General features: G+C 31.7%; 24 protein-coding genes. 13 read left to right on the top strand and 11 right to left on the bottom strand.

Going from position 1 to position 25,417, the window contains the following annotated elements:
• Positions 1–16 precede the first annotated feature (16 nt).
• The 3 genes from B6F84_RS11325 to B6F84_RS11315 form a co-directional block, all read right to left on the bottom strand.
• Entirely contained in the window at positions 17–652 is a 636-nt protein-coding gene (locus B6F84_RS11325) for a helix-turn-helix domain-containing protein (RefSeq protein ID WP_420807178.1), read from the bottom strand.
• Between the two features lie 143 nt (positions 653–795).
• The gene (locus B6F84_RS11320; protein ID WP_148692335.1) at positions 796–1,881 is read right to left on the bottom strand and encodes an ATP-NAD kinase family protein; all 1,086 of its coding nucleotides are present in this window, start codon (positions 1,879–1,881) and stop codon (positions 796–798) included.
• Positions 1,859–2,476 (bottom strand): DUF4443 domain-containing protein, encoded by a 618-nt coding sequence (locus B6F84_RS11315; protein WP_148692334.1) that lies wholly within the window; start codon positions 2,474–2,476, stop codon positions 1,859–1,861. The genes B6F84_RS11320 and B6F84_RS11315 overlap by 23 nt, the downstream gene beginning before the upstream one ends.
• Positions 2,477–2,507: 31 nt before the next feature.
• Here B6F84_RS11315 and argF point away from each other — a divergent pair, with 31 nt between their 5' ends.
• Positions 2,508–3,431 carry an ornithine carbamoyltransferase gene (argF, locus tag B6F84_RS11310; protein WP_148692333.1) on the top strand — a complete coding sequence of 308 codons (924 nt, stop codon included), beginning with the start codon at positions 2,508–2,510 and terminating at the stop codon, positions 3,429–3,431.
• Here argF and B6F84_RS11305 read toward each other — a convergent pair.
• From B6F84_RS11305 to thrC, 5 genes are read right to left on the bottom strand one after another with little or no spacing between them, the layout of a single operon-like run.
• Positions 3,393–4,646, bottom strand: a complete 1,254-nt coding sequence (locus B6F84_RS11305; RefSeq protein ID WP_148692332.1) for an Nre family DNA repair protein — start codon at positions 4,644–4,646, stop codon at positions 3,393–3,395. The two genes, argF and B6F84_RS11305, sit on opposite strands and share 39 nt — an antisense overlap.
• Positions 4,643–5,260 carry a PHP-associated domain-containing protein gene (locus B6F84_RS11300; RefSeq protein WP_148692331.1) on the bottom strand — a complete coding sequence of 206 codons (618 nt, stop codon included), beginning with the start codon at positions 5,258–5,260 and terminating at the stop codon, positions 4,643–4,645. Before B6F84_RS11300 ends, B6F84_RS11305 begins: the two co-directional genes overlap by 4 nt.
• Positions 5,257–6,309: an aspartate-semialdehyde dehydrogenase gene (gene asd / locus B6F84_RS11295; RefSeq protein WP_148692330.1), complete on the bottom strand. Its 1,053-nt coding sequence runs from the start codon at positions 6,307–6,309 to the stop codon at positions 5,257–5,259. The genes B6F84_RS11300 and asd overlap by 4 nt, the downstream gene beginning before the upstream one ends.
• Positions 6,297–7,631 carry an aspartate kinase gene (locus tag B6F84_RS11290; RefSeq protein ID WP_148692329.1) on the bottom strand — a complete coding sequence of 445 codons (1,335 nt, stop codon included), beginning with the start codon at positions 7,629–7,631 and terminating at the stop codon, positions 6,297–6,299. The genes asd and B6F84_RS11290 overlap by 13 nt, the downstream gene beginning before the upstream one ends.
• Complete coding sequence (thrC, locus tag B6F84_RS11285) at positions 7,618–8,799, bottom strand: threonine synthase (protein WP_148692328.1); 1,182 nt, start codon at positions 8,797–8,799, stop codon at positions 7,618–7,620. The genes B6F84_RS11290 and thrC overlap by 14 nt, the downstream gene beginning before the upstream one ends.
• Before the next feature lie 95 nt (positions 8,800–8,894).
• On the opposite strand from thrC, the gene B6F84_RS11280 reads away from it, so the two are divergent.
• Positions 8,895–10,334, top strand: coding sequence for a UbiD family decarboxylase (locus B6F84_RS11280; protein ID WP_148692327.1), 1,440 nt, complete (start codon positions 8,895–8,897; stop codon positions 10,332–10,334).
• Here the strand turns inward: B6F84_RS11280 and B6F84_RS11275 are convergent.
• Positions 10,312–10,587, bottom strand: a complete 276-nt coding sequence (locus tag B6F84_RS11275; RefSeq protein WP_148692326.1) for a hypothetical protein — start codon at positions 10,585–10,587, stop codon at positions 10,312–10,314. The two genes, B6F84_RS11280 and B6F84_RS11275, sit on opposite strands and share 23 nt — an antisense overlap.
• A 74-nt stretch (positions 10,588–10,661) precedes the next feature.
• On the opposite strand from B6F84_RS11275, the gene cdvB1/B2 reads away from it, so the two are divergent.
• Together cdvB1/B2 and ppsA are read left to right on the top strand one after the other, a co-directional pair.
• On the top strand, positions 10,662–11,318 hold the full coding sequence (cdvB1/B2, locus tag B6F84_RS11270) for a cell division protein CdvB1/B2 (protein WP_148692325.1): 657 nt from the start codon (positions 10,662–10,664) through the stop codon (positions 11,316–11,318).
• 90 nt (positions 11,319–11,408) lie between these two features.
• Complete coding sequence (gene ppsA, locus B6F84_RS11265; RefSeq protein ID WP_420807177.1) at positions 11,409–13,763, top strand: pyruvate, water dikinase; 2,355 nt, start codon at positions 11,409–11,411, stop codon at positions 13,761–13,763.
• Positions 13,764–13,987: 224 nt separating this feature from the next.
• Here ppsA and B6F84_RS11255 read toward each other — a convergent pair whose 3' ends face one another.
• Positions 13,988–15,073: an inositol-3-phosphate synthase gene (locus B6F84_RS11255; RefSeq protein WP_148692323.1), complete on the bottom strand. Its 1,086-nt coding sequence runs from the start codon at positions 15,071–15,073 to the stop codon at positions 13,988–13,990.
• Between the two features lie 93 nt (positions 15,074–15,166).
• Between B6F84_RS11255 and B6F84_RS11250 the strand changes: the two genes are divergently transcribed.
• From B6F84_RS11250 to B6F84_RS11210, 9 genes are read left to right on the top strand one after another with little or no spacing between them, the layout of a single operon-like run.
• Positions 15,167–15,439 carry an acylphosphatase gene (locus tag B6F84_RS11250; RefSeq protein WP_148692322.1) on the top strand — a complete coding sequence of 91 codons (273 nt, stop codon included), beginning with the start codon at positions 15,167–15,169 and terminating at the stop codon, positions 15,437–15,439.
• Between the two features lie 50 nt (positions 15,440–15,489).
• Positions 15,490–16,761 carry a TrpB-like pyridoxal phosphate-dependent enzyme gene (locus B6F84_RS11245; protein WP_148692321.1) on the top strand — a complete coding sequence of 424 codons (1,272 nt, stop codon included), beginning with the start codon at positions 15,490–15,492 and terminating at the stop codon, positions 16,759–16,761.
• Complete coding sequence (trpA, locus tag B6F84_RS11240) at positions 16,758–17,492, top strand: tryptophan synthase subunit alpha (protein WP_148692320.1); 735 nt, start codon at positions 16,758–16,760, stop codon at positions 17,490–17,492. Before B6F84_RS11245 ends, trpA begins: the two co-directional genes overlap by 4 nt.
• Entirely contained in the window at positions 17,482–18,522 is a 1,041-nt protein-coding gene (trpD, locus tag B6F84_RS11235; protein ID WP_148692319.1) for an anthranilate phosphoribosyltransferase, read from the top strand. The genes trpA and trpD overlap by 11 nt, the downstream gene beginning before the upstream one ends.
• Positions 18,512–19,108 carry a phosphoribosylanthranilate isomerase gene (locus B6F84_RS11230; RefSeq protein ID WP_148692318.1) on the top strand — a complete coding sequence of 199 codons (597 nt, stop codon included), beginning with the start codon at positions 18,512–18,514 and terminating at the stop codon, positions 19,106–19,108. Before trpD ends, B6F84_RS11230 begins: the two co-directional genes overlap by 11 nt.
• Positions 19,108–20,370: an anthranilate synthase component I gene (locus tag B6F84_RS11225; protein WP_148692913.1), complete on the top strand. Its 1,263-nt coding sequence runs from the start codon at positions 19,108–19,110 to the stop codon at positions 20,368–20,370. The genes B6F84_RS11230 and B6F84_RS11225 overlap by 1 nt, the downstream gene beginning before the upstream one ends.
• Positions 20,370–20,954, top strand: a complete 585-nt coding sequence (locus B6F84_RS11220) for an anthranilate synthase component II (RefSeq protein ID WP_148692317.1) — start codon at positions 20,370–20,372, stop codon at positions 20,952–20,954. Before B6F84_RS11225 ends, B6F84_RS11220 begins: the two co-directional genes overlap by 1 nt.
• A 2-nt stretch (positions 20,955–20,956) precedes the next feature.
• The gene (trpC, locus tag B6F84_RS11215; protein WP_148692912.1) at positions 20,957–21,703 is read left to right on the top strand and encodes an indole-3-glycerol phosphate synthase TrpC; all 747 of its coding nucleotides are present in this window, start codon (positions 20,957–20,959) and stop codon (positions 21,701–21,703) included.
• A 15-nt stretch (positions 21,704–21,718) separates the two neighbouring features.
• Positions 21,719–22,906 (top strand): pyridoxal phosphate-dependent aminotransferase, encoded by a 1,188-nt coding sequence (locus B6F84_RS11210; protein ID WP_148692316.1) that lies wholly within the window; start codon positions 21,719–21,721, stop codon positions 22,904–22,906.
• Between the two features lie 26 nt (positions 22,907–22,932).
• Here B6F84_RS11210 and B6F84_RS11205 read toward each other — a convergent pair whose 3' ends face one another.
• Positions 22,933–25,338: a valine--tRNA ligase gene (locus B6F84_RS11205; RefSeq protein WP_148692911.1), complete on the bottom strand. Its 2,406-nt coding sequence runs from the start codon at positions 25,336–25,338 to the stop codon at positions 22,933–22,935.
• Positions 25,339–25,417 lie beyond the last annotated feature (79 nt).

Genomic DNA, 25,417 nt, shown 5'->3' with positions numbered 1-25,417 from the left:
CTATAAGAAGTATATATTAACAGTTAAGTTTCTCTTTGAATGTTTTAGAAAAACCGATTCTGAGACCTAATTTTGGATCTTGATATAAATAAAGAATTCTTTTTGTTTGTAATTGCCTAAGAATTTTGAATAACCAACCCATATCAGCTTTGTATTCTTCTTGTAATTGATCAATATATATGTATGTCGAACCCCATTGTTTATATTTGTCTATAATGAATAACAGTATATCTTTTTCGTCATTGTCTAATTTTTCTAAAATTTCTTTCACACATTCCTCTGGATTCATGTTTTGTTGTTTTTTGGCTTTAGAATTGGTTTTTGAGTCAATAAACGACAAAACTTCCTTCTCTGCTTCTTTTTTGTTTTGTTGTGTTTTGTTGTTTTTTGAGTCTTTAACTTGTTCTACCATTTGTTTAGCAATAACAAGCATTTCTTTAAACCTAGAATTAGAATATGAATCTATGATAGCTTTTGCCAAATTTTCTCCTTCAGGTGTTAAATACCATCTACCACCATCTTGATAAACTAAGTTTTTCTTTTTCCAATAACTAAGATAACTACTAATGTATTTAGTTTGATAACCTAAATTAGATGCAATTTCTGATGTTCTTAATGGTCTTGCGTTAAGTAAAACTATTATAGCCTCCATTAGTTTTGATCTTGGAGACGCATTCAATTGATTTGCTATTTCATTAGAGAGTCGCTCTACTTCAGAATCGTCCACGCATATATTTTATGATTTGAAAATATAATGTATAGGAAAGATTGCTAAAACAGTAATATCATAAGATTTTAGATAGAGTCATACTTACATGTTTTCATTGCATAAAATTCATTATATCCAACTATTATTGTATATATTCCTTCTAATTTTTTATCTATTATTGGATCACCTGAATCTATTCTTAAGCATTTTATTGTATTTAATTTATTTTTCGTAGAGAGAATATAAATATTATTTTTATCTATTCTCTTTAATACTTCAGGTCCTATTTCTTGATTACCTCTACCTAAGATAAAGCCTTGTCTGCCTATTGGCGTAAGAATTAATTTTAACTCCCCAGTTAATTGAAGTAGATCCATATAATTTACATTTTGAAGAAATAATTTCTTACCTAAAAATATGTCAGTAGATAAGAAATTTGGTTTATACCCTAATTTTTCTTCAATTCTTTTTACTGTGCTGCCTGGGCCTAATATATAATAAATGCTATCGTTAACCATTATATTTTCTATCACATAATCTGCTATTTCGTCTAACTCTGAACTTTCGGAGTGCACTTCTTCTTTACTTTCAACTAGTATATTCTCATAATCTACTGTATACGCGATATCGTAAACTTTTACATCATATATTCCTTTTCTGTATTTGTCTTCATCTATATCTAGAATTTCTGCAGTTTTTATTTTAGCTAAGCCTTCAATAAACGCTTTAAGTAGTTTTCCAGCATTTTCTGGAGTTGACGCAAATACTCCACTGTGCATTTTCACTCCAGTGGGAATTCCAAGTATTGGTGTTTTTTTATTTCCTAGCTTTATTCCTTCTGCTACATCTCTAGCTGTTCCGTCTCCTCCTGCAAATATTATCAGATCAGTGAATTGAGATAGTATTTTTGATGCTAATATTGTATCTTCTCTTGTAGTTCTTTCCTTTTCTCCTACATCTATTGTATGATAATTTAAATTAAAAGAAATTAGAAAATATTCTCCCATTTTCATTTTTGGAGTAAAATATTCTATGTTATTAGGCGCATTTTTTAAAAATCTTGATATTTTATCTTTAGTATCTGGATTTTCTATATATAAATTATCACTTCCTTTTTTTCCTAATTTTCCTCCAGAGCCTGCATACGGATTAACTATTAACCCTATTTTCAAAAAGTATCAGCCCCACCTTGTATGCTAGATGAATATCGTCAGGTGTTATGAATACTATTAGATCATTATTCTCACATTTTTCACAGTGTTTTTTAATTTCTTCTATTAATCCTGGAATCGAGAATTCGCTTGTTTTTGGTGGCAGTTCTATTTCATTGGATTTTATTATTGCTATTAATGCTGCATTTGCTCCTGCTTTTATTATCATATCTCTTAGTTGTGTAACTTTAATTTTGTTCAGTAAATCTGCTTCGTTTTTAGCTATAATCATCATTGAATTCCAAGAAATTGATTTTAATTCTGTTTTTTCTATCGAAATCTTAGAATTCCATTCTGATAAAAGCTCTTTTCCAAGTTCTGTAAGTTCTGCTCCTCCTACTTTATCTACTTTTATAATATTAGATTCCTTTAATCTTTTTAAGAGAGTTTTTACTGTAGCTTCACCTAATCCTAATTTTCTTATTAGTGTTGGTCTTCCTATTGGTTGTTCTTTGTAGATAATGTCCATTGCGTAAATTACATGTGCTTCATCAAAGTTGGGTCTATTGCCTTGTTTTGGTTTTGTGATGTCATTAATTATCAATTGGATATCCATATTTATTATCTAGTTTTTCTGTTTTAAAAATATGCTAAGAGGTAAAAGTTTCATATGTTTACTAGATTTTAGTAGAGAAGAGATACAAAATTTTATAGATGTGTCTTTTATGATGAAAAATTTTGTTAAAACTAATAATATACCGAAATCATTACAAAATAAGAGAATAGCTCTGATTTTTGAAAAAACTAGCACTAGAACTAGAGTAAGTATGGAGTCTGCTATTAACTTATTGGGTGGTTTTCCTATTGTTCTGAATAAAGGCGATATTCAATTAAGTAGAGGAGAACCAATAGAGGATACTGCCAGAGTTTTAGGTAGATTTGTTCATGGAATAGGAGCGAGAGTTCTGGATCATAATAGTTTAATAAAATTAAGAGATTATTCTGGTTTGCCTGTAATTAATTTGCTTAGTAACTTATCTCATCCTCTTCAGACTTTAGCTGATTTTATGACTATAAAGGAGAAACTCGGAACATATGACAAGCCTATAGCGTTCATAGGAGATGGAAGAGATAATGTTTTACTTAGTCTTATGGCTTTTGTAGCTAAAATGGGTTTAGAGCTAAGAGTAGGTTCTCCTAAAGAATTTAGACCTAACGAAGATTTTTGGAAGAGGATTGAAGAAGAAGCAGAGGAGTCTGGAGCTATCATAGATTTTTATGAAGATCCTTATGAAGCTGTTAGAGGAGCTTATGCAGTTTATACTGACGTTTGGGTAAGTATGGGAGAAGAGAGTATTGCAGAGAAAAAGAAGGAAATATTGAAAAATTATAAAGTCACCGAAGATCTCATGAAGTATGCTTCTTCACATGCTATTTTCCTTCATTGTCTTCCTGCTGTAAGAGGAGAAGAAGTTGAGGCTAATGTAATTGATGGAAAACAAAGCGCAGTATGGGATCAAGCGGAAAATAGGCTATATACTGCTATGTCTGTTTTGTCCTTGATTATTTGAGAAGAAATCTTCTATATTTTTTTGTGTGAATAATAATTTTATACTTTTTAATTCAGCTAAATTTATTTTTGCTTGTAATCTGGAGTTAACAAAAGATATTGCTTCTTTCAGATTATCGAATTTTCCAATCTTATTTTCCATAGCATTCTTTACAGTCTCCCTTATGTGCCAATTTCCTAAAGGTGCAAAGTATTCGCTTGTTATTTCTCTTATAATGATTATTCCTGATTGTCTTTTGATTTTATCTAAGTACTCTAATGTAGAAAATCTAGCTGCCATATATCCTCCATCCATAAAACTGTATTCTCCCCAGAAATTTTCTTTCAATTCCGAAATAACTAATTCATTGGTCCATAAGGATAATGGATGCCATATTTCTATCCAGATTACGTTATATTTTGATGGATATAGAATTACATGAAAATAGTTACCTAAATATTTCTGGTAAAAAACTAGAATATCATTTATTTCATTATAAGTAGCTATTTTTTGTAATAACTTTTTACCTATAGCAGAATCTACTGCAGTTATTGCCCAGCGTGTTGGAACTAGTTTTCTGTCCTTTTTTATTCCTAATAGACCAAGCGATATAGCATTTATTATTTTATAAACGTCATATCCATTTTCGTAAAGAGTTATTATCCCCTTTTCTGCTTTTATGTCGTCAAATATCAATTTATCTAATGTTTCAGTAATTTTAGGATTTTCAGTAATTTGGATTTTTTCACTTTGTGCAGTGGGTCCTCTTGGAGCTAAGTATCCATCGAATTTTAACTTGGGTAAGATAGATCCTGATATTTTAGCTTCTGATGCTACTGGTTTTTCAGATACTGAACTTAAAGATATTTCTTTTTCGTATAATTTCCACGGATCATTTATTTTTGCATCTAAAATATTAGAGATTAGAGCAGAACGGTAATTGATTATTTCATAGATTGAGGCTTTTCCCCACCATCCTTTTGGATCTTCAAATTTTTTTGCTTCTTCCCCATTTATTTCTGGGGGTATATTAAAAAGTAATTTTACGTTTGGATAGTTCTTTTCTCCTATAACTATACTTGGAGGAGTTGAGCCTTGAATTAGATCTTTATTGTATATTTTATTTACTACATCTATTGTTGATCTAAAACGCTCTAAAATTGGACATGTGGTTAGTCCACATAAGTGTTTATTTCCCTTACACTTTACGCATAATTCTGCAGGTATTTTTCTCAAATTTTCCTCTCAATATACCATTGTGCAATCTTTAATTTAGCTATTATTGATAATCCTTTGCCTACTGGATTTACATCACCTTTTCTCAAGATCTCTAGAATATCATCTATGTCAAATTCGTTTAATTCTATTTCATTATAAGCTGAACCTAGTGCTTCTTTCACATGTGAATCACTATTAGCAAAACCGGGGAGTTTAAGATCTTTCGATGCCTGATATGCTTTCTCGTTAGCGTTTTTTGGTGCTTTTGAATTAAAAATTTCTATAGCATCAAATTTATATTCAAAAACATGTTCTCCTATGCCTTTTCTAAAAATATCAAATGGATGAGAAGGGAAAACTAGACAAGAGTTCTCATGTGCATAATCTATTAATGATTTTATTTCTTTAGGAGGATTTGGAGGAAAATTACATAAAATTACAACATGACCAAATTGTGTAGTTACTTCTTCTCCTGGAATTACTTGATTTTTTATTTCGTTTGAGATTCCTTTACTTGTATCATGGTCTGTAATTGCTATTATTATGCCTTGCTTTTTTGCATAGTTTATCATAGTTTGTGGTTCTTCTTTTCCATCACTATATTTAGTGTGAACGTGAAGGTCTATTTTCATACGTATCCTAACTCTTTCATGACTTCGAGAGTTAGAATTGTTATTCCTGCTGCACCTCTAATTAAATTGTCTCCAAGTACTACGAGCCTTAGTACGTTGTTTTCGTAGCTTATCCTTCCGACTGATACTGCCATCCCATTCTCTAATTTTAGGTCTATTTCTGGTTGTGGTCTGGTTTCATCTTCATTAACTATAATTGGTGTTTTAGGCGCAGTAGGAAGATTTTTCTCTTGTGGTAGCGATTTAAATGATTTTAGTTCTTTTTTAATATCATCTACATCTATTTTATCTTCTTTATCTAGTAAGATGTTTATGATTCCCATATGTCCTACTTTTATTGGTACTCTTATTGATGTAACTCTGGAGTCAAGGTTTTTATCTATTATTTTACCATTGTTTAAGTCTCCTAGCATTTTACCTATTTCTTTTGGTATTTTTTCTTCTTCTCCCTTTATATATGGTATAATATTATTATACGCTGACATGAAAGATATTCCATTATATCCTGCTCCACTTACTGCTTGCAATGTTGTTATTATCATTTTCTTATTAAGCAAATTAGAAAGGGGTTTTAATGGTAGAGATATTATTGATGCGGTACAGTTTGGATTTTTTATTAGTAATCCGTTCCAGTTCCTTTTTGATTGTTGAGTTTTTAATAATTCTAGGTGCTCCCAATTTATTTCTGGGTTTATGAGGGGAATTTCTGGATCCATTCTATATGGACTTGCATTAGATACTACTGTCTTTCCTGCTCTAACTAGTTTTAGTTCTATATCTTCTGCCAGTTCATTTGGTAATGCTGACAAAACTACGTCTACATCTTTATGATCATCTGGTTCTGTGGAAACTATTTTAAGATCTTTTACGTTTTCGGGTATATCTCCACTTTCTACCCATTTTACTGCTTCTATGTATTTTTTACCAATTTTTGATGGTGAAGCACTTACTTTTTCTAGTTCAAAATAGGGATGATTTGCGAGTGTTTTTATCATTTTTTGCCCTACCATTCCGGTAGAGCCTAATAATGATACTTTTAGCTTATCCACTTCAAAACAACCTCATGTAAATCTTTTGCTAGATTATCTCCTTCATCTTTTTTAACTATAAAAGTGCTACTGACATTTTTTAGTCCTCTAGAAATAGAGAATATTTCGTATTGCATTGCTACGTTTTCTATTTCTTTAAATATTTCTTTATTTCTTAGTCCACATCCTACCACGCTTACTGCTGTTACGTCTTGAGTTTCTACATTGTCTATATCTTTAATTTCTTTTAATTTGTTTGCTAATATTTCAGATTCTTTAGAACTTACTACAAGACTTATTGTAGTTTCTGATGCAGGCTGTGATATAGAAATTATATTCGTATTCAAGTTTTTAGCTTCACTCATTACTCTTGCAGCTGATCCTATTTTACCTACTATGTTTGTGCTTTCTACAGTTATCATCTTTACGTTATCAAGTGTTGCTATTCCTTTTAATGTATCATTTTTTTCGCATATCCCGTTTACTGTTGTTTCTCCTTCATCATATAATCCTTCAATGATTACAGTCATGTTATTATTAAACATAGGTTCGAATGTTCTGGGGTGTAGCCTTTTTGCTCCCATTTGAGATAGTTCTACTGCCTCTTCTAATGATAATCTTTTGATTGTTTTTGCATTACTAAATTTTCTAGGGTCTGCAGTCATTATTCCTGGAACTTCTGTTATTAGTCTTACTTCATTTATGCCAAGAAGTTTTCCTAATAATGTTGCAGTAAAATCACTCCCTCCCCTACCTAGTGTTGTGTATTTTTCTGAAGTGCTTTTGCCTATAAATCCAGGTATTACTATGATTTTCTGTTTTTTGTCTAATAGATTTTTAGCTTCTATCTTTGATTTTTCTTCTATTATGTTAGCTTCTCCAAAGTTTTCGTCTGTTATAAGTAGTGCATCTGGATATTCTATAGCATCTAGTTTTCTTGATTGTAAAATTTTAGCTAATAATATTGATGCCATTCTCTCTCCGAAAGAGAGAATATAATCTCTAACTCTTGGAGTTATTTCATCTAATACTCTTATTGACCAAGCTATTTTGAATAATTCGTCAGTAAGTTTTGAGAGTTGTTTGAATCCGTCTTCAAATTCTTGGCCTTCAGCTAATTTTGATAGAATTTTTAAATGCTTATCATAAATATTTGTTACAATTTCTGTTGCTAATTCTCTATTTTCTGTAGCAGTAATTAAATCATTTGTTATGCCTTTTATTGCTGACGTTACTATTATCACTTTATCTTCTTTTTCTGCATATTTTTCAATTTTTTCTGCAATTAACTCATAGTCTTTGGAATCTTTTTGTATTGATCCTCCAATTTTAATTATTAGCATTTGTGTCACCCAATACAATTTTTTCTATATGATCTGGATTAATTAAAATTATTTTTGAATCCATTTTTAACATTGCATCAGGATCTTTTAAAGCATGACCAGTGAGTATTAGAACATTCTTTTCGTCCTTGTCTACTATTTGTTCTTTTATTGCCTTTTCGTATCCTGCTAATGCAGCAGATGAAGCTGGTTCTGCACCTATACCTTCTTCTCTTGCTAATTTCTTTTGTGCTTCTGTTATTTCAGAATCTGAGACTGATAATGCTGTTCCTTTAGATTCTTTTATTGCTTTTATTGCTTTTCTCCAGTTAACTGGTTTCCCTATTCTTATTGCTGTGGCTATTGTTTCTGGGTTTTCAAAGAATTCTGGTGTATCTAGTCCTTTTTCTACAGCTTTAGCTATTGGCGAAGCTCCTTCTGCTTGAACTCCTATCATTCTTGGAATTTTTTGTATTGCACCTACTTCGTATAACTCTGTGAATCCTTTCCAAATAGCATAAATATTTCCCGCATTTCCTACTGGAACTATTACGTTATCTGGTGCTCCTATCTCTTCTGCTATCTCATAAGCTATTGTTTTTTGTCCTTCTAACCTCCAAGGATTAAATGAGTTTAAAGGATAAACTATTCCTAGCTCTTTGTATAGTCTTATTACTGCAGACATTGCTATATCGAAGCTTCCGTTAACTTCTAAGATTGTTGCACCATATAATATGGACTGAGCTAATTTTCCTAATGCTACTTTTCCTTTTGGAAGGACTAAGTAGATTTTTAAGTTACCTCTAGATGCGTAAGCTGCTGCAGATGCTGCAGTATTTCCAGTAGATGCTGCTGTTACTACTTTGTATCCGCTATTTACTGCTGAGCTTATTGCTACTGTCATCCCTCTATCTTTAAAGCTTCCTGTTGGATTTGCTCCTTCAAATTTATAATAAGTTTGTTTATATATTTTGGAGGGAATTAATGGAGTATTTCCTTCATTTAGGCTTATTAATTTGTTATATATGCCTGGTATTGAATTTTTATATCTCCATACTCCTCTTCCTTTTAGATTATTAAATGAGAAGTCTTTCAATTTAACTTTTATTTCCATTATTCCTCCACATTTTGGGCATGTAATTATTTTTTGATTTAATTCTGTTTCATATCCACATTCTAAGCATTTCATATAGCCCTCTAAGCTGTTTCCAACCTTTTGTCACCAACAGACTAAGCTCATTTAATATAGAAATATAAGCTTTGTGCAAAATGTTCTTGTACAGTATGACTTTCGAAGATCTAAGAGATTATATAGATTTTATGTCTAAACGTAATAAGATTATACAAATTGATGATGAGGTAGATGTAAATTTAGAGATAGCAGAAATAACTAGACGTGCTACATATATGCACTTACCACCACTATTATTTTCTAAAATAAAAAAATATGAAAATTGGAAAATAATAACTAATATTTTCTATTCTATTAATTCTATTTATGAGATATTAGGAACAAATAATCTAGAGAGTATTGGAGAAAATTTGTTGAATAATTTTAAAGACATGCCCCTTTCAACTATCGATAAGATAAAGTCCCTTCCTTCTATGCTTAAACTAGGGAAAATTACTCCTAAATTAGATAAGCCTAAATTTAAGGAAACTAATGTGGGATTGAATGATTTTCCAGCGCTTAAGACATGGCCTAAAGATGCAGGAAGATTTTTTACATATTCATTAACTATAACAAAAGATCCAGAAACAGAAGTTAATAATGTAAGCGTATATAGAATTCAAATAATAAATGATAAAGAAGCTATAATGCATTGGCAAGCATTCAAGAGAGGTTCAATGGCAGCATCGAAATATAAGGAGAAAGGAATAACTAAGGTACCCGTAGCTATAGTTAATGGAGTAGATCCTGTTATAGCATTTACTGCAGCGTCTCCTGTTCCTGCAGGTTTAGATAAATATCTTTTTGCTGGAATATTAAGGGGAGAAGGAGTAAAATTAACAGAATTAGATAATGGAATTCTTGTTCCTTCTACTGCAGAATCTGTTATTGAGGGCTATGTAGATTTAAACGATATGAGACTTGAAGGTCCTTTTGGTGATCATTTAGGATATTACACCCCTCCAGACTATTATCCGGTTTTCAAATTAGAGAAAGTGTATTTAAGGGATTCTCCAATATTTCATGCTACTGCAGTGGGCAAGCCTCCTTTAGAAGACGCCTGGATTGGCAAAGCGTCAGAGAGAATATTTTTGCCTTTTGCTAAAATGATAATCCCAGAATTAATAGATATGAATTTACCAGAATATGGGTTATTTACGAGTATAGGAATATTTTCTATAAGGAAAAATTATCCTGGTCAAGCGAGAAGAGTGATGATGTCGATTTGGGGAACTGGACAATTAAGTTTTCTTAAATTTATAATAATAGTGGATTCTGATGTTAATGTTCATGATATAAATCAAGTTTTATACGCTATTTCTACTACAGTAGATCCTGTTAGGGATGTATTAATTATCAATGGTATCTTAAATGATTCTTTAGACCATACTTCTGCTAATCCTCCTTTAGGAAGTAAGATAGGAATAGATGCTACAAGGAAATTTAAGGAAGAGTTAGGAAGAGAATGGCCTGAAGAAGTAAAGAGTGATGAAGAAGTTGTTAAGAAAATTAATCCGATAATTGAAAAGATTAAACAGCAATATCTTCCCTAAGTGTTATTTCATCTTTTTTGTAAATTACAGAGATTTCAGAAATATCCATTATTTTTATTGGTAACTCTATTTTATCTGTTATTTCTTTATTGACTGGTATACTATCAGTTATTATCCTTAAGCCAATCTTTTCTTCTATTGTATTAACTGTAACTCTATATTTAACTAGTACTTCCCTAATAAAAATTGGATTTCCGCTTTTATTTTCCAATATAAGCTTTTCTCCATTTAATTTTGCTGTAAAAATTTGCATCTAAAAGATACTTAAGTAGCAGTATTATAAGCATTTTTCTTATTTAAGTATAACATATAAATATCTAGTTTAGAATGGCCAAAGTAGAAGAATTTGTTAAAGGTTGGAATGGAAAACAAGAGCCAAGTTTAAGTGAGAAATTAAAAGGAGCTTTCAAATCAAAAGAACCATTAAGATATAAGCTCATTATGGCTCAATATAGGCTTAGAACTACTCTAAGCAGGCTAGATGTTTACATAAGCAGAATGCAAGAAAGAGATAGGACGCTATTCGAAAGAGTAGTAGAAGCACAGATGAATAAAGATAAAGAAAGAGCTACTATGTACGCTAATGAAATAGCTGAAATAAGGAAAGTTAGTAAGCAATTAATAACTACTCAAATTGCCTTAGAACAAGTGGAATTAAGATTAGAAACTGTTACGGAATTAGGTGACGTATTTGGTAACCTTATCCCAGTAGTAGGAGTTATAAAAGAACTTAGAGAGTCAATGAAAGGAATGATGCCAGAGTTAAGCTTAGAATTATCCGAAGTAGAAGAAGGCCTACAAGAAGTAGTAACAGAAGCAGGAGACTTCACTGGAGGAAGCACAGAATTTGCAGCATCAAGTCCTGATGCTAAGAAAATATTACAAGAAGCATCTGTTATAGCTGAACAAAGAATGAAAGAGAACTTCCCAGAATTACCATCTATGCTTACATCTGCACAAAAAGTTAACGAAAACCAGAAATAATTTTTAATGTATGAGTATTTTTTAATCGTTTTATATTGTCAAAGTAACTTTTTAAGGTTTGAAAAGTATAATACTATTTGGTGATAAATTATTGTCGAGGAACTTAAAGGTGAGTATATTCTCGACATCTCTCAACTTAGGAAAGATATGATAGAGTTAGCAGGTGGTAAGGGAGCTAATTTAGGTGAACTAGTAAGTTTTGATATAAGAGTACCACCAGGATTTGTTATTACTTCTAAAGCTTATTCATATTTTATTAAATATAATGGATTAGATGATAAAATTAGATCTCTTTTAAATTCAAATGAGGATTCTCTTCAGATAAGTAATAAAATAAAGGAATTAATTTTATCTCATCCTCTTCCTAAAGATTTAGAAGACTCAATTTTATCATCTTATGATAATTTAACAAAGAAAATTGGTAAAGAGGTTTTAGTTGCAGTTAGATCATCAGCTACAGCTGAAGATATAGAAAATGCAAGCTTTGCTGGACAGCAGGATACTTATCTTAACGTAAGCAAAAGCGAGCTTATCTCTAAAGTAAAAGAAGTATGGGCCAGCCTATTTAATGATAGAGCAATTGAATATAGGAAATCTAAAGGAATAGATTCAGCTACTGTGGAAATGGCTGTAGTTGTTCAAAAAATGGTTAATTCACGCTCTGCTGGTGTTATGTTTACTTTGCATCCCGCTACTGGAGATAGAAACTACATAGTAATAGAAGCATCTTGGGGATTAGGAGAAACAGTAGTAGGAGGAAGAGTTACTCCAGATGAAATTGTAATAGAAAAATCTAGCTTAAAAATTACAGAAAAAAGAGTATCTCATAAAGTACTCAAAATTGTGTATAATCAAAGTAAAAAAGAGAATGAAGAGATAGATCTTACTAACTCTCAGGAAGCAGAACAGATTAGCATTAGTGACGAAGAAGCTATAGAATTGGCTAAATTAGCATTAAAAATTGAAGAACATTATAAAAGGCCTATGGACATAGAATGGGCTATTGATGCTGATTTAAAATTCCCAGATAATGTATTTATAGTTCAAGCTAGACCAGAAACTTATTGGAGCTTCAAGAATAAAGAAGTAAAAACTGAGAAAAAAGGAATATCAGAAGAAAGAAAAGTTTTAGTTAGAGGATTAAGTGCTAGTCCAGGTATAGCAAGCGGCGTAGCTAGAGTTATTTTAGATGTTAAAGATTCTAATAATTTCAAGAAAGGAGACATACTTATAACTAGAATGACTGATCCGGATTGGGTTCCAGTAATGAAGATAGCGTCTGCAATAGTAACTGATGAGGGAGGAATAACTAGTCATGCAGCTATAGTATCTAGGGAATTAGGAATTCCAGCTATTGTAGGAACTAAAGAAGGTACTAAAGTAATTAAGGATGGCGAAGAAATAACCGTAGACGCAACTAGGGGAATAGTATATGAGGGGAAAATTGTAGAAGAGGCTGTAGAACAGCCAAAACAAGCAGTTGGAGGTCAAGTTCAAGGATTATCGAGAGACGTATTATTAAGTCTATACCCAGTCACTGCTACTAAAATTTACATGAATTTAGGACAGCCAGACATTATTGATAAATACCTTGATTTACCCTTTGATGGTATAGGTTTAATGAGAATAGAATTTATAGTTAGTGAATGGATAAAATATCATCCTCTATATTTAATTAAAATAGGTAAACCAGAAGAATTTGTAAATAAACTAGCAGAAGGTATATCTAAAGTTGCTACTGCAATATATCCTAGACCAGTAGTAGTTAGATTCTCAGATTTTAAGACTAATGAATACAAAAGACTGATCGGAGGAGAAGAATTTGAGCCAGAAGAAAGAAATCCAATGATTGGATGGAGAGGAGTATCAAGATATATTAGCTCTCAATATGAGCCAGCTTTCAGACTAGAGGTAAAGGCTATAATGAAAGTAAGGGAAGAAATGGGCTTAAAGAATGTATGGGTTATGTTCCCATTTGTGAGAACAGAATGGGAGTTAAAGAAAGCAATAAAGATAATGGAAGACGAAGGATTAGAAAGAGTTCATGATTTCAAAGTATGGATAATGGCTGAAGTACCTTCCGTAATAACATTAGCTGATAGGTTTGCAAAATTGATCGATGGATTTAGCATAGGCAGTAACGATCTGGCTCAGTTAACTTTAGGTGTTGATCGTGATTCAGAGCTATTAGGCAGAATGGGATACTATGATGAAAGAGATCCTGCAGTTCTTCGTTCAATGAAGAAACTAATAAGAACAGCCCATAAGTATGGTGCGACAGTATCAATATGTGGACAGGCTCCTAGCGTATACCCAGAAGTAGCAGAATTTCTAGTGAGAGAAGGAATTGATAGTATGAGTGTTAATCCAGACGTTGTAATATCTACAAGAAGATCAGTAGCAAGCATAGAGCAGAAAATTATGCTTCAGAAGTTGAGGAAATAATTCTAAGGCACTCTTTACATATCCTTTTTGCCCCATCAAAATATCCTGTACATTCATCACATATTAATCTTCCACATTTTTCGCAATATCCTAAAGAAAGATTTTTTTTACATATTTGGCATAATGTCATTTCACATACTTTGCATATTTGCTTTTCTTTATTATAGTCGCCTTCACAAACATGCCTCTTACATATTTTGCATGTGAACTTAGCTTCTTTACTTTCACATATTTCGCATAAATTCTTCAAACCATTTATACGCCTCTTCATCATCTTTTGCTTGTATTGGCGGATGTTTAAAGTAAAATGCTGATACTTTGATTAATGGACCTCCAATTTTTCTATCTAGTGCAATTTTTACTGCTCTTATTACATCTACTAGTACTGCAGAGCAATTAGATTTATCGTCTACTTCTAGGCTAGCTTCAACTTTTATTGGCATTCCCGCGAATCCAGAACCTTTAACATAAACGTAAGCTACTTTGGTATTTCCAAGGAATGGAATAAAATCACTTGGCCCTATTCTTATTTTTCCTTCTTTTTCTATTTCGTCTTCATTGTCTAGAGTACTTGTTACTGCTTTAGTTTTACTTATTCTCTTGGAATGCAATCTTTCTTCTGTTTTCATGTTAAGAAAATCAGTATTTCCTCCCACATTTAATTGGTAAGTTTCCTCCACTTTTACTCCTCTTAATCTAAAAAGTGATGTTATTGCCCTATGAAATATTGTAGCTCCGACTTGTCCTTTAATATCATCTCCAGCTATAGGTAAATTTTTCTTTGCAAAGAGTTCTGGATATTTCCTTGTAGGATCACTCGCAATAAATACTGGAATTGCATTTATGAAAGCAGTTCCAGCGTTAAGTGCAGCATCAGCATATAGTCTTGATGCTTGTTCACTACCTACTGGTAATAAATTAATTAATATGTCTGCTTTGCTATCTTTTAATATTTCTACTACGTTTTCAATATTTACTTGCTCTTCTATAGGATTAAATACATCTTTCATATGAGGGGCTACTCCATCTAGCACTGGTCCAGGGGATACTTTTACTCCTAATTTTTTCATTTCTGTGATCTTAGGCGTTATATTAGGTGGTTGAAATATTGCCTCTGAAACATCTTTTCCAATTTTATTTTTAGATATATCAAACGCTGCTACTAATTCTATATCTGTGACTTTGTAATTTCCTATTACTGGAGTTATAAGTCCTTCATAATAATTTTCTCCTCTAGTCTTATAATATTCTATACCTTGGATTAACATTGATGCACAATTTCCTAATCCTGCTATTGCTATTCTAATCATATGTTTTTAAAGCAGAAGTGAAGATTAAATATATTGTTGATGAAAAAGACTATACCGAGTAGTGACGAAGTGGAGCGACACTGAGGTGAAAATATGTTAAAAAGATTAGAAGCAAGAATTTATGGTAGAGTCCAAGGTGTAGGATTTAGGAGATTTGTACAAATTCATGCAGTTAGATTAGGTATAACTGGTTATGCTAAAAACTTACCAGATGGAAGTGTGGAAGTAATAGCAGAAGGATATGAAGAGTCATTAAATAAACTTTTGGGATTTTTAAGAAATGGCCCTCCATTATCTTCTGTTGAAAAAGTAGACTATGAGTTTAAGGAATATAAAGGGGAGTTTAATTCTTTTGAGACATATTAACTTTTATAGCCAAAAACATTTTATTTTATGCTGGTGTTGTTGTTGAGCCAATGGTAGAAAGAGAAGAAATCTTACCCAAATATTGGTACAATATTATTCCAGATTTACCAAAGCCATTACCACCACCAAGAGATCCACCTGATGCAGAATTCTCCAGGATAGATCTCTTAAGAAAAATAATGCCTAAAGAAGTTTTAAGACAACAATTCACCGTAGAGAGATTTATAAAAATACCAGATGATGTAAGAAATGGATATTTAAATATAGGTAGACCAACTCCCTTATTAAGGGCAAAAAGATTAGAAGAAAAATTAGGAACTCCAGCTAAGATATACTTTAAATATGAAGGAGCAACTCCTACTGGGTCACACAAGATAAATACAGCATTGCCACAAGCTTATTTTGCAAAGTCAGAAGGAGTAGAACACGTAGTTACTGAAACTGGAGCAGGACAATGGGGTACAGCAGTAGCATTAGCTGCAAGGATGTTTGATATGAAATCTACTATCTTTATGGTAAAGATTAGTTATGAACAAAAACCGCAAAGAAAGACTGTAATGCAACTATATGGTGGGGAAGTTTATGCTAGTCCTACAAATTTAACTGAATTTGGAAGAAAAGTCCTAGCAGAGAATCCTAATCATCCCGGTTCTCTAGGAATATCAATGAGCGAAGCTATAGAATATGCATTAAGTAATGATTATAGATATTTAGTAGGCAGTGTACTTGATGTAGCTATTTTGCATCAAAGTGTAATAGGACAAGAAGCAATGAAACAAATGGATGAATTAGGAGAAGAGCCTGATATATTAATAGGATGTGTTGGTGGTGGTAGTAATTTTGGTGGTTTTGCATTCCCATTCCTTGGAGCTAAGAAAGGTGAGAAATACATAGCAGTAGGATCTTACGAGATTCCTAAGTTTAGCAAAGGAGACTATATCTATGACTTTCCAGACAGTGCAGGACTTTTACCATTAGTTAAAATGATAACATTAGGAAAAGATTACGTACCTCCTCCAATATATGCAGGTGGGTTAAGATACCATGGAGCTGCACCTTCATTGAGTTTACTTATGAAAGAGGGTATAATAGAATGGAGAGAATATTCTGAACCAGAGATTTTTGAAGCAGCTAAAATCTTCGCTGAATCACAAGGTATAGTTCCAGCTCCTGAGTCAGCACATGCAATAAAAGCAGTAATAGACGAGGCACTATTAGCTAAAAAGAATAATGAAAAGAAAGTTATAGTATTCAACTTAAGTGGTCATGGTCTACTTGATCTTCCTAATTATGAACTAATGATGAAAAGGTCGTCAAAATGAATAAATGGCTTGTATCTTATATGACATTAGGGTATCCTAAAGAAGATGAATATCTGAAGATAATTGATGGTATGGTTAAATATGGTTCTGATATTATAGAGATTGGGGTTCCGCCAAAATATGCTAAATATGATGGGCCAGTAATAAGACGTAGCTATAAACAAGTTTCTACTTGGCTTAAAGATATATGGCCTTTATTAAAGGAGTCAAGGGATAGAATTAATGTTCCTATAGTTATATTAACTTATCTAGAAGACTGGCTACCAGTACTTGATGATTTTCTAGGTAAACTAAAGAGTATAGGTATAGATGGGGTGCTGTTTCCTGACTTACTTATTGATTATGTCGATGAATATGAAAAATATGTAAATAAGATTAGAGAGAAGGGATTAAAGGCAGTTATATTTACTGCACCTTCAGTTCCTGATACAATGATACATCAAGTTTCTAAGAACTCTGATATTTTCCTTTATTATGGAGTAAGGCCTACTACTGGTGTTCCAATACCAGTAAGTGTAGATTCTTTAATAACAAGGATAAGGATTCTCGTAGAGAACAAGTTAGTTGTTGGATTCGGTTTATCGGATGTAGAAGATATGAGGAAAGCATTAAGAGCAGGAGCTGATGGTATTGCAATTGGTACTGCGTATATAGAAGCTGTAGAAAAAGGTGGCGTGGATAATTCTATTGAATTAGTAAAATATTTTAGAGGTGTTTTAAATGAATTTTAGAGATATATTAAATAAAATAGTAGAAAGAAAAGATTTGACAGAAGAGGAAGCTGAAGAAGTATCTAATAATATAATGAAGGGTAGTCTAAATGAAATTTTAACTACAGCTATCTTAGTTTCTCTGAGAACTAAAGGTGAATCTTCTGAGGAAATTGCAGGATTTGCTAAATCTATGAGAAATAATGCTATTAGAATTTCATTAGGTAGCGCATTAGATACTGCAGGAACTGGAGGAGACGGATTAGGTACAATTAATGTAAGTACTATATCTGCTATTTTAGTTAGTCAAAAATATCCTGTTGCTAAGCATGGAAATAGAGCTGCAAGCAGTAAGAGTGGTAGTGCAGATTTTTTAGAGACGTTAGGCTATAATATTTCTGTTCCTCCAGAAAAAGCCGTAGAGCTTTTCTCAAAGACTAATTTTGTCTTCTTATTTGCTCAATTATATCATCCAGCTATGAAAAATGTTGCTAATGTAAGAAAAACATTAGGAATTAGAACCATCTTTAATCTTTTGGGGCCTTTAACCAATCCTGCATTAGTAAAAAGACAAGTCATGGGAATATTTTCGGAGGATTATATGCTTAAAGTAGCCGAAGCTGCAGTAAAATTAGATTATGAAAAATTAGTGATGGTAAATGGTTATCCTGGAATAGACGAAGTGAGTCCTTTAGGTAAAACTACTATTTATGAAATTTCTCACGATAAAGTGGAAAAATATACCGAAGATTTTACTGAAATTATAAAAAATGAGGTTAAAATAGATGACCTATTGGTAAAAAATAGCGAAGAGTCTGCAATAAAAATATTGAGAGGAATAAAAGGAAAAGACAAAGCTATAAGTGAATTTATAAAAGTTAATTCTGCCGTAGCGTTGTACGCGGCTGGTTTAGTTAAAGACTATAAAGATGGGTACGAATATTCTTCTCAGTTAATTTCTTCTAGTTTGGATAAGTTAAGAGAAATAATATCTAATAATGGAGATTTAAATAAATTTAATCAGTTAATGGCGAAGGCAAATGTCAATTAAGCTAAAGATTTGTGGTATTGCTACTTTAAGTGATATTGAATCTATTTCTAAATTAGATGTGGACATATTGGGAATAGTCGGAGATAGCATAAGTAAAAGATATGCTTCAGAAGAATTTTTGAGAATTGCTAAGAAATATACAACTAAGCCTTTAGCCTATGTCAAGGTTAAAGGAGACATTTTAGATTTATTACGAGAGTCTAAAAGTGCAGATTATTTGCAAATTCATAGAGTGTTAACAGATGAAGAGTTAGACAGATTAAGAAGTTTATCTAATAATAAAATTATATTATATGTACCGGCAAGTTTTTCATATTTATCATATCTTAAAAAAGCGTTAGATGTAACTGATATGGTTTTGCTTGATTCTCCTGAAAAAGGAATTCAAGTAAACCTAGAATTTCTTAAGTCTGTTGTTCCTGAATATGAAGTTGGAATAGCTGGTGGAATAAACTTATTTAATATTGATAAATTTATTAGTTTAAATCCTAAATGGATAGATATATCAAGTGGAATTGAGATTTTTCCAGGTAAAAAAGATTTAGTTTTAGTAAATAAAATTGTTGAAAAGGTGAAAAAGAATTGATTAAAGTTTTTCCTATTACTTCATTTGCACAGCCATATGAGGTTTTTGCATGTATAAAAACCTATGAAAAACACGCAGCATTATTGGAAAGTGTTACTGGGCCTCAAAATAAAGCTAAATATAGTATAATAGCATGGGGTAAAAAAGATTATATTTCAGCATCTGTTTCTGAAGATATAGCGGAAAAACTGTACTATCCAATTAAAAACATTTATAATGGAGATATTTCCAATTTTAATGCGTATATAGGTTATATATCATACGACGCAGTAAGAAATTGGGAAAATATTAGGGATATTAAAAAGCGTATAGAAGACTGGCCGAATGGAGAATTTTTCCTTCCTGAGAATGTAATAGTTTACGATCATAATGGTGGTAAAGTATACGTTAGGGGAGATTTGCCTAATTCATCAGGCTGTGGTGAAATAAATGATGTGAAATTTAGTATTTATGATGAATCAATGAATAAGCAGGAATATGAAGAAGGTGTAAAAGAGATTTTAGAACAGATAAAATCTGGGTATGCTTTTCAAGTAGTATTATCAAGATTTTATAGGTATTCTTATTCTGGTGATTTAATGAGAGTATATTACAACTTGAGGAAAATTAATCCTTCACCTTACATGTTTTATCTTAAGTTTGACAACAGAGAACTTATAGGTTCCAGTCCAGAACTGTTATTTTCGCTTCAGAATGGTATAATAGAGTCTTTTCCTATAGCCGGAACTAGACCTAGAGGTGAATCGCCTGAAGAAGATTTTGAATTAGAACAGGAATTAATTAATTCAGAAAAAGAAAGAGCAGAACATCTAATGCTAGTAGATTTAGCGAGAAATGATATAGGTAAGGTAAGTCAACCTGGTACAGTAAAAGTTCCGGATTTTATGTATGTAGAAAAGTATACTTATGTACAACATATAGTTAGTAGGGTTATAGGTACACTAAGGAAAGGTTATGATGTAACAGATGCAATTAAAGCTACTTTTCCTGCAGGTACTGTTAGTGGTGCTCCGAAACCTATGGCTATGAATATTATAGAAAATCTAGAGCCATATAAGAGAGGGCCTTATGCTGGAGTAGTTGGATTTATATCTAGTAATTCTGCAGAATTTGCAATAAGTTTAAGATCTGCTTTTGTAAATAGAGATTTAATTAGGATACAAGCTGGAGCTGGTATAGTATATGATTCAATTCCAGAAATGGAATTTTATGAGACTGAACATAAATTGAGAGGATTAAAAGTATCAATGGGTGTGAGCTAATGGCAGACATAACATTAATAATTGATAATTATGATAGTTTTGTTTATAATATAGCTCAAGCAGTAGGAGAACAAGGTAGTTACCCTATAGTAATTAGGAATGACGAGATTACGCTTAAAGGTGTGGAAAGAATTAATCCAGATAGGATAATAATTTCTCCAGGTCCTGGATCGCCTAGTAAAAAGGAAGATATAGGAATAGTTATTGATGTTATTAAAACGCTTGGGAAAAGGATTCCAATACTTGGAATTTGTTTAGGTCATCAAGCCATTGGATACGCTTTTGGTGGAAATATAAGGAGAGCTAAAAAGGTTTTTCATGGAAAAATAAGTACAATAATTCAAGATTCTTCAGCAGTAATATATTCTGGTTTGCCTAAAGAATTTAAAGCTACTAGATATCATAGCTTAGTAATAGATAATATAAATTCTCCCCTTGTAATCGATGCGTATTCAGAAGAAGATCATGAGATAATGGGCATTCATCACCAAGATTATAACATATTTGGAGTTCAATTTCATCCGGAAAGTATAGGTACTAATGTAGGGCAAAGAATATTTTATAATTTCCTAAATAGGGTATAATGATGACAAGATTTCTTTCTGGTTGGCTAAAGGAGATAGTAGAAAATTCTTATAAGAGGCCTTATATTCAATATTCACGAGATAAACCAGTATTATCTTTAATAGATAGAATAATTCAGGTAAATAATTCAAATAGAAATGCTATCATAGCTGAATACAAGAGAGCTTCTCCATCTGGATTTTTAATGGATAGAGATCCAGTAGAATATGCTAAAATAGTTGAATCTCTTGGTGCCTCGGGTATAAGTGTGCTTACTGAGGAAAAATATTTTAAAGGATCATATGATTTTTTACTAAAAATCTCTAAAACTGTAAATATACCAGTTCTTATGAAAGATTTTATAGTTACAGAACAGCAAATAGATACTGGATTTAACCTAGGTGCAGATTCTGTACTATTAATAGTTAGAATTTTAACTGAAAGAGAACTAGAGAGTCTTCTTTTATACGCTAGATCTTATAAAATTGAACCATTAGTTGAAGTTCACGATAAGAATGATCTAGAAATAGCTCTTAATGTTGGAGCTAAGTTAATAGGCGTGAATTCTAGAGATTTAGCTACTTTAAAGATAGATTTGGAGAAAACAAAGGAATTACTTCAACTAATTCCTAATAATGTTGTGAAAGTAGCTGAAAGTGGAATAACTACTAGAGAGCAGTTGGAAGAATTACGTAAAGCTGGAGCCAATGGATTTCTAATTGGTTCAGCCATAATGAAGGAACCTTTTATATTAAAAGACTTGATATAAAATAGTGCGTGCAATATGGAGAATTTTGCTTCATCTGTAGGTAAGTTAACTGGTGAAAGTACATTATTATATCAAGAAATTGCTAGACAAGTAGAAAAGAAAAAAGGAATAAAAACGATAAATTTTGGAATAGGTCAGCCAGACGTTGTGACTTTTTCTAAGATAAGAAATGAAGCAAAAAAAGCCTTAGATCAAGGATATACAGCTTATACTCCAGCTAAAGGAACTGATGAGTTAAGGCAAAGAATTGCCGATTTTTTAAGTGAGAAATATGGAGACAGAATACAAAAGGAAGAAGTTATTGTAACTCCAGGGGCTAAAACTGCACTTTTCCTATCTTTTCTACTATATATAAATCCTGGAGATGAAGTTATTTTATTCGATCCTGCATTTTATTCATACGCAGAAGTTGTTAAATTATTGGGAGGAATTCCAGTATATGTAAATATCAATTTTGATAAAAATAAAGGATTTTACATTAATTTAGAAGATTTATCTAGCAAAATTTCCAATAAAACTAAAATGATAGTATTAAATAATCCTCATAATCCTACTGGCATGGTCTTTACACCTAAAGAGATTATTCAGATTCAAGAAATAGCAAAAGAAAAGAATATAATTCTAGTTTCAGACGAGATTTATGACTACTTTATTTATGAAGGAGAAATGAGAAGTGTTCTTCAAGATAGTAGCTGGAGAGATTATGTTTTATATATAAATGGATTTAGTAAGACTTTTACAATGACAGGATGGAGGTTAGGATATGTTGTAGCTAAAAAGGAAATAATTGACAAAATGGGAATTTTAGCTTCTAATATTTATACTTGTGCTACAAGTTTTGCACAAAAAGGTGCAGTAGCAGCTTTTGATTCTTTTGACGATGTTAAAGAAATGATTTCAATGTTTAAGCACAGAAGAGATGTGATGTATGAGCAACTAAGCAAGATTAAAGGCATTAAAGTGTTTAAATCTCCTGGTACTTTTTACATGTTTCCTGAAGTTTCTGAAATTTCGAATAAGGTTGGCGGAGTAAAGAATTTATCAGTTAAAATTATAGAAGAAGCTGGAGTTATTACAGTGCCAGGAGAAGTTTTCCCGTTAGAAGTAGGGAAGAATTTCATAAGGCTCAGTTTTGCTATAAATGAAGATAAAATAATAGAAGGAGTTAATAGAATGAAAGAAGTTATAGAAAAGTTAAGTTGATGAAAAAAGGATAAGCGAGTGATGAGCTAAACTCCCATGGTCTGAATTTCTATTTTTTCGTTGCTATCATTTATATATTTTATTTCGTTTATTTTTAAAGTAGTCTTTATATCTTTTTCTACAGCCTTTATGGAGTTTAGAAAATTCTCTGGCCCATATACGGTTACATTAACTGGTGTAACTATTGATAATTTATTGCTTATTTTAGCAGATCTTACCATAGAATTGAATTTTTTAATATTGTTTCCTAGTTCTTCTGTGGTTTTATCTTCTTGAATATCGCTTACATCTGGCATGTTTTCTAATAAAACGCTTATTTTATCTCCAAATAATCTACTGTATATCTCTTCAGTTATATGCGGAGCTATTGGATGTAATAATATAATTATATCTTTTAATATTCTCTGTAAAGTGTATAATGCTGACTGGTCTTCTTCGAATAATCTATGTTTTATCATTTCTAAGTATTCGTCTGCTACTATTTCCCAGAAATAACTATATATTTGTTGTAGAATTATATAGAAATTGTAATTATTATAAGCATCTATAGATTTTTGAACGAATTTTTTATGTTCAATTAAAACCCATTTATCTATAATATTGAGGTCTTTTGGTTTATCTAAATGTTTTCCTGATATGAAAGGATAAGCTAATCTGCTGGCATTCCATAATTTTTGTAATAGTAATTTCTTACCTCTAACAGTTTCCCATTTAAATGGAAAGTCTTCTCCTATTGATGCGTCTAATAATGTCATTCTTATAGAATCAGCTCCGAATTCATTTACTCTGTCTAATGGTGAAACTACATTTCCTTTACTTTTACTCATTCTACTTCCATCTGGACCTAATACTTGGCCATTAACTAGGACTTCTTTAAAAGGTACGCTTCCTGTTAGCATTAGTGTTCTAAAGAAAGTGTAGAAGAGCCATGTTCTTATTATGTCAGTACCTTGTAATCTTAATGATGCTGGAAAAGTTTTATTAAATCTTTCTTTATCTGTATAAAATCCTGACAAATACAATACTGTAACACTAGAGTCTATCCATACGTCTGCTACATCGGTAACTGGTTTTAAAGGTAATCCACAGTATGGACATTTCTCATAAGGTGGAGATGATTTACTTGGGTCTACTGGTAAGTCTTCTTCTTTTGCTGGAATTAAGTGATTATTATCACAATACCAGAAAGGTAATGGGGTTCCATAAACTCTTTGTCTACTTATGTTCCAATCCCATTCTAAGTTCTTGATCCATTCTTCTAAATAGTACGACATTCTCTCTGGTCTAAAATTCATTTTTTTGTATTCCTCAAGTAATTTTTCCTTAAATTTGATTAAATCTATATATATCTGTTTTTTAGTTAGAAATTCTATGGGTGATAAGCAATCACTTCTTTCAGTATGAGATAAAACATTGTGCTTTATCTTTTCTACTTTTATTAGATATCCCTTTTCTTTTAGCAGTTCTATCATTTTTTGTTTTGCTTGACTTATTGTTAGTCCGTCCAATAGTCCACCAGTATTCTTCATTCTACCTTTATCATCTATTAGTTCTGTATATGGTAGATTGTATTTTAATTTCCATTTGATATCTTGAGGATCTCCATAAGTACTTATCATTACGGCTCCAGTTCCAAAGTCCTTTTCTACGGCTTCATCAGCTATTATTTTTACTTCTTTATTAAAAATAGGTATTATTACAATTTTACCTATTAAGTTCTTGTATCTTTCGTCTTCAGGATTTACCGCTATTGCTTGTGTAGCTCCTAAAAGCTCTGGTCTTGTAGTCGCTATTATGATTTGTCCTCCATCTTTAAGTGGAAAAGAAATGTAAGCAAATACTCCTTCTTTTTCTAGATATCCAACTTCACTTTGCGCTACTGCTGTTTCACATTTTGGGCACCAGTATATTGGGCCTTCTCTAATTTTTACTATACCTTGTTTATACATATCAAGTAAACTTTTCTGTATGACTTTTCTATATTCGGAAGAATATGTTTTATATTCAAAATCTTCCCAATCTGGTCTATAACCTAGTCTGATCATTGCTGTCTTCATTTTTCCTATCATATCGTTTGTCCATTCAACGCATTTCTTGAGGAACAATTCTCTATTTTCTTTAGGTATTTTTAATCTATATTGAACCTTTAGTTCAGTAGGTAATCCTTGTGTATCCCATCCTTGCGGTAATAGTACATTATATCCTTGTAGTCTTTTTGCTCTGGCTATAGTATCTGCTATAGTTACCCAATAAGCATGTCCCATGTGTAATTCTCCGCTAGTAAAAGGAGGAGGCGTATCAATGAAAAATACGGGTTTATTTGATTTTTCATCAAATTTGAAAATTTTTTCCCAAAAATCTTTAGAGAGCCATTTTTCTTCCCATTTAGGTTCTAATTCTGCAGGGTTGTAATGTTTTGGCCATTCTTCCATCTTTTTCGTAATATAATCTTGAGTTAACAATAACTTACCACCTTTAAAACCTTGTAAAAGAAGATGGAATAAAGAATAT

The sequence above is a fragment of the Acidianus manzaensis genome, assembly GCF_002116695.1.
Taxonomy (GTDB): Archaea; Thermoproteota; Thermoprotei_A; order Sulfolobales; family Sulfolobaceae; genus Acidianus; species Acidianus manzaensis.
The sequence above is the reverse complement of the archived record's forward strand: the minus strand, read 5'-3'. Positions and strand labels throughout refer to the sequence as shown.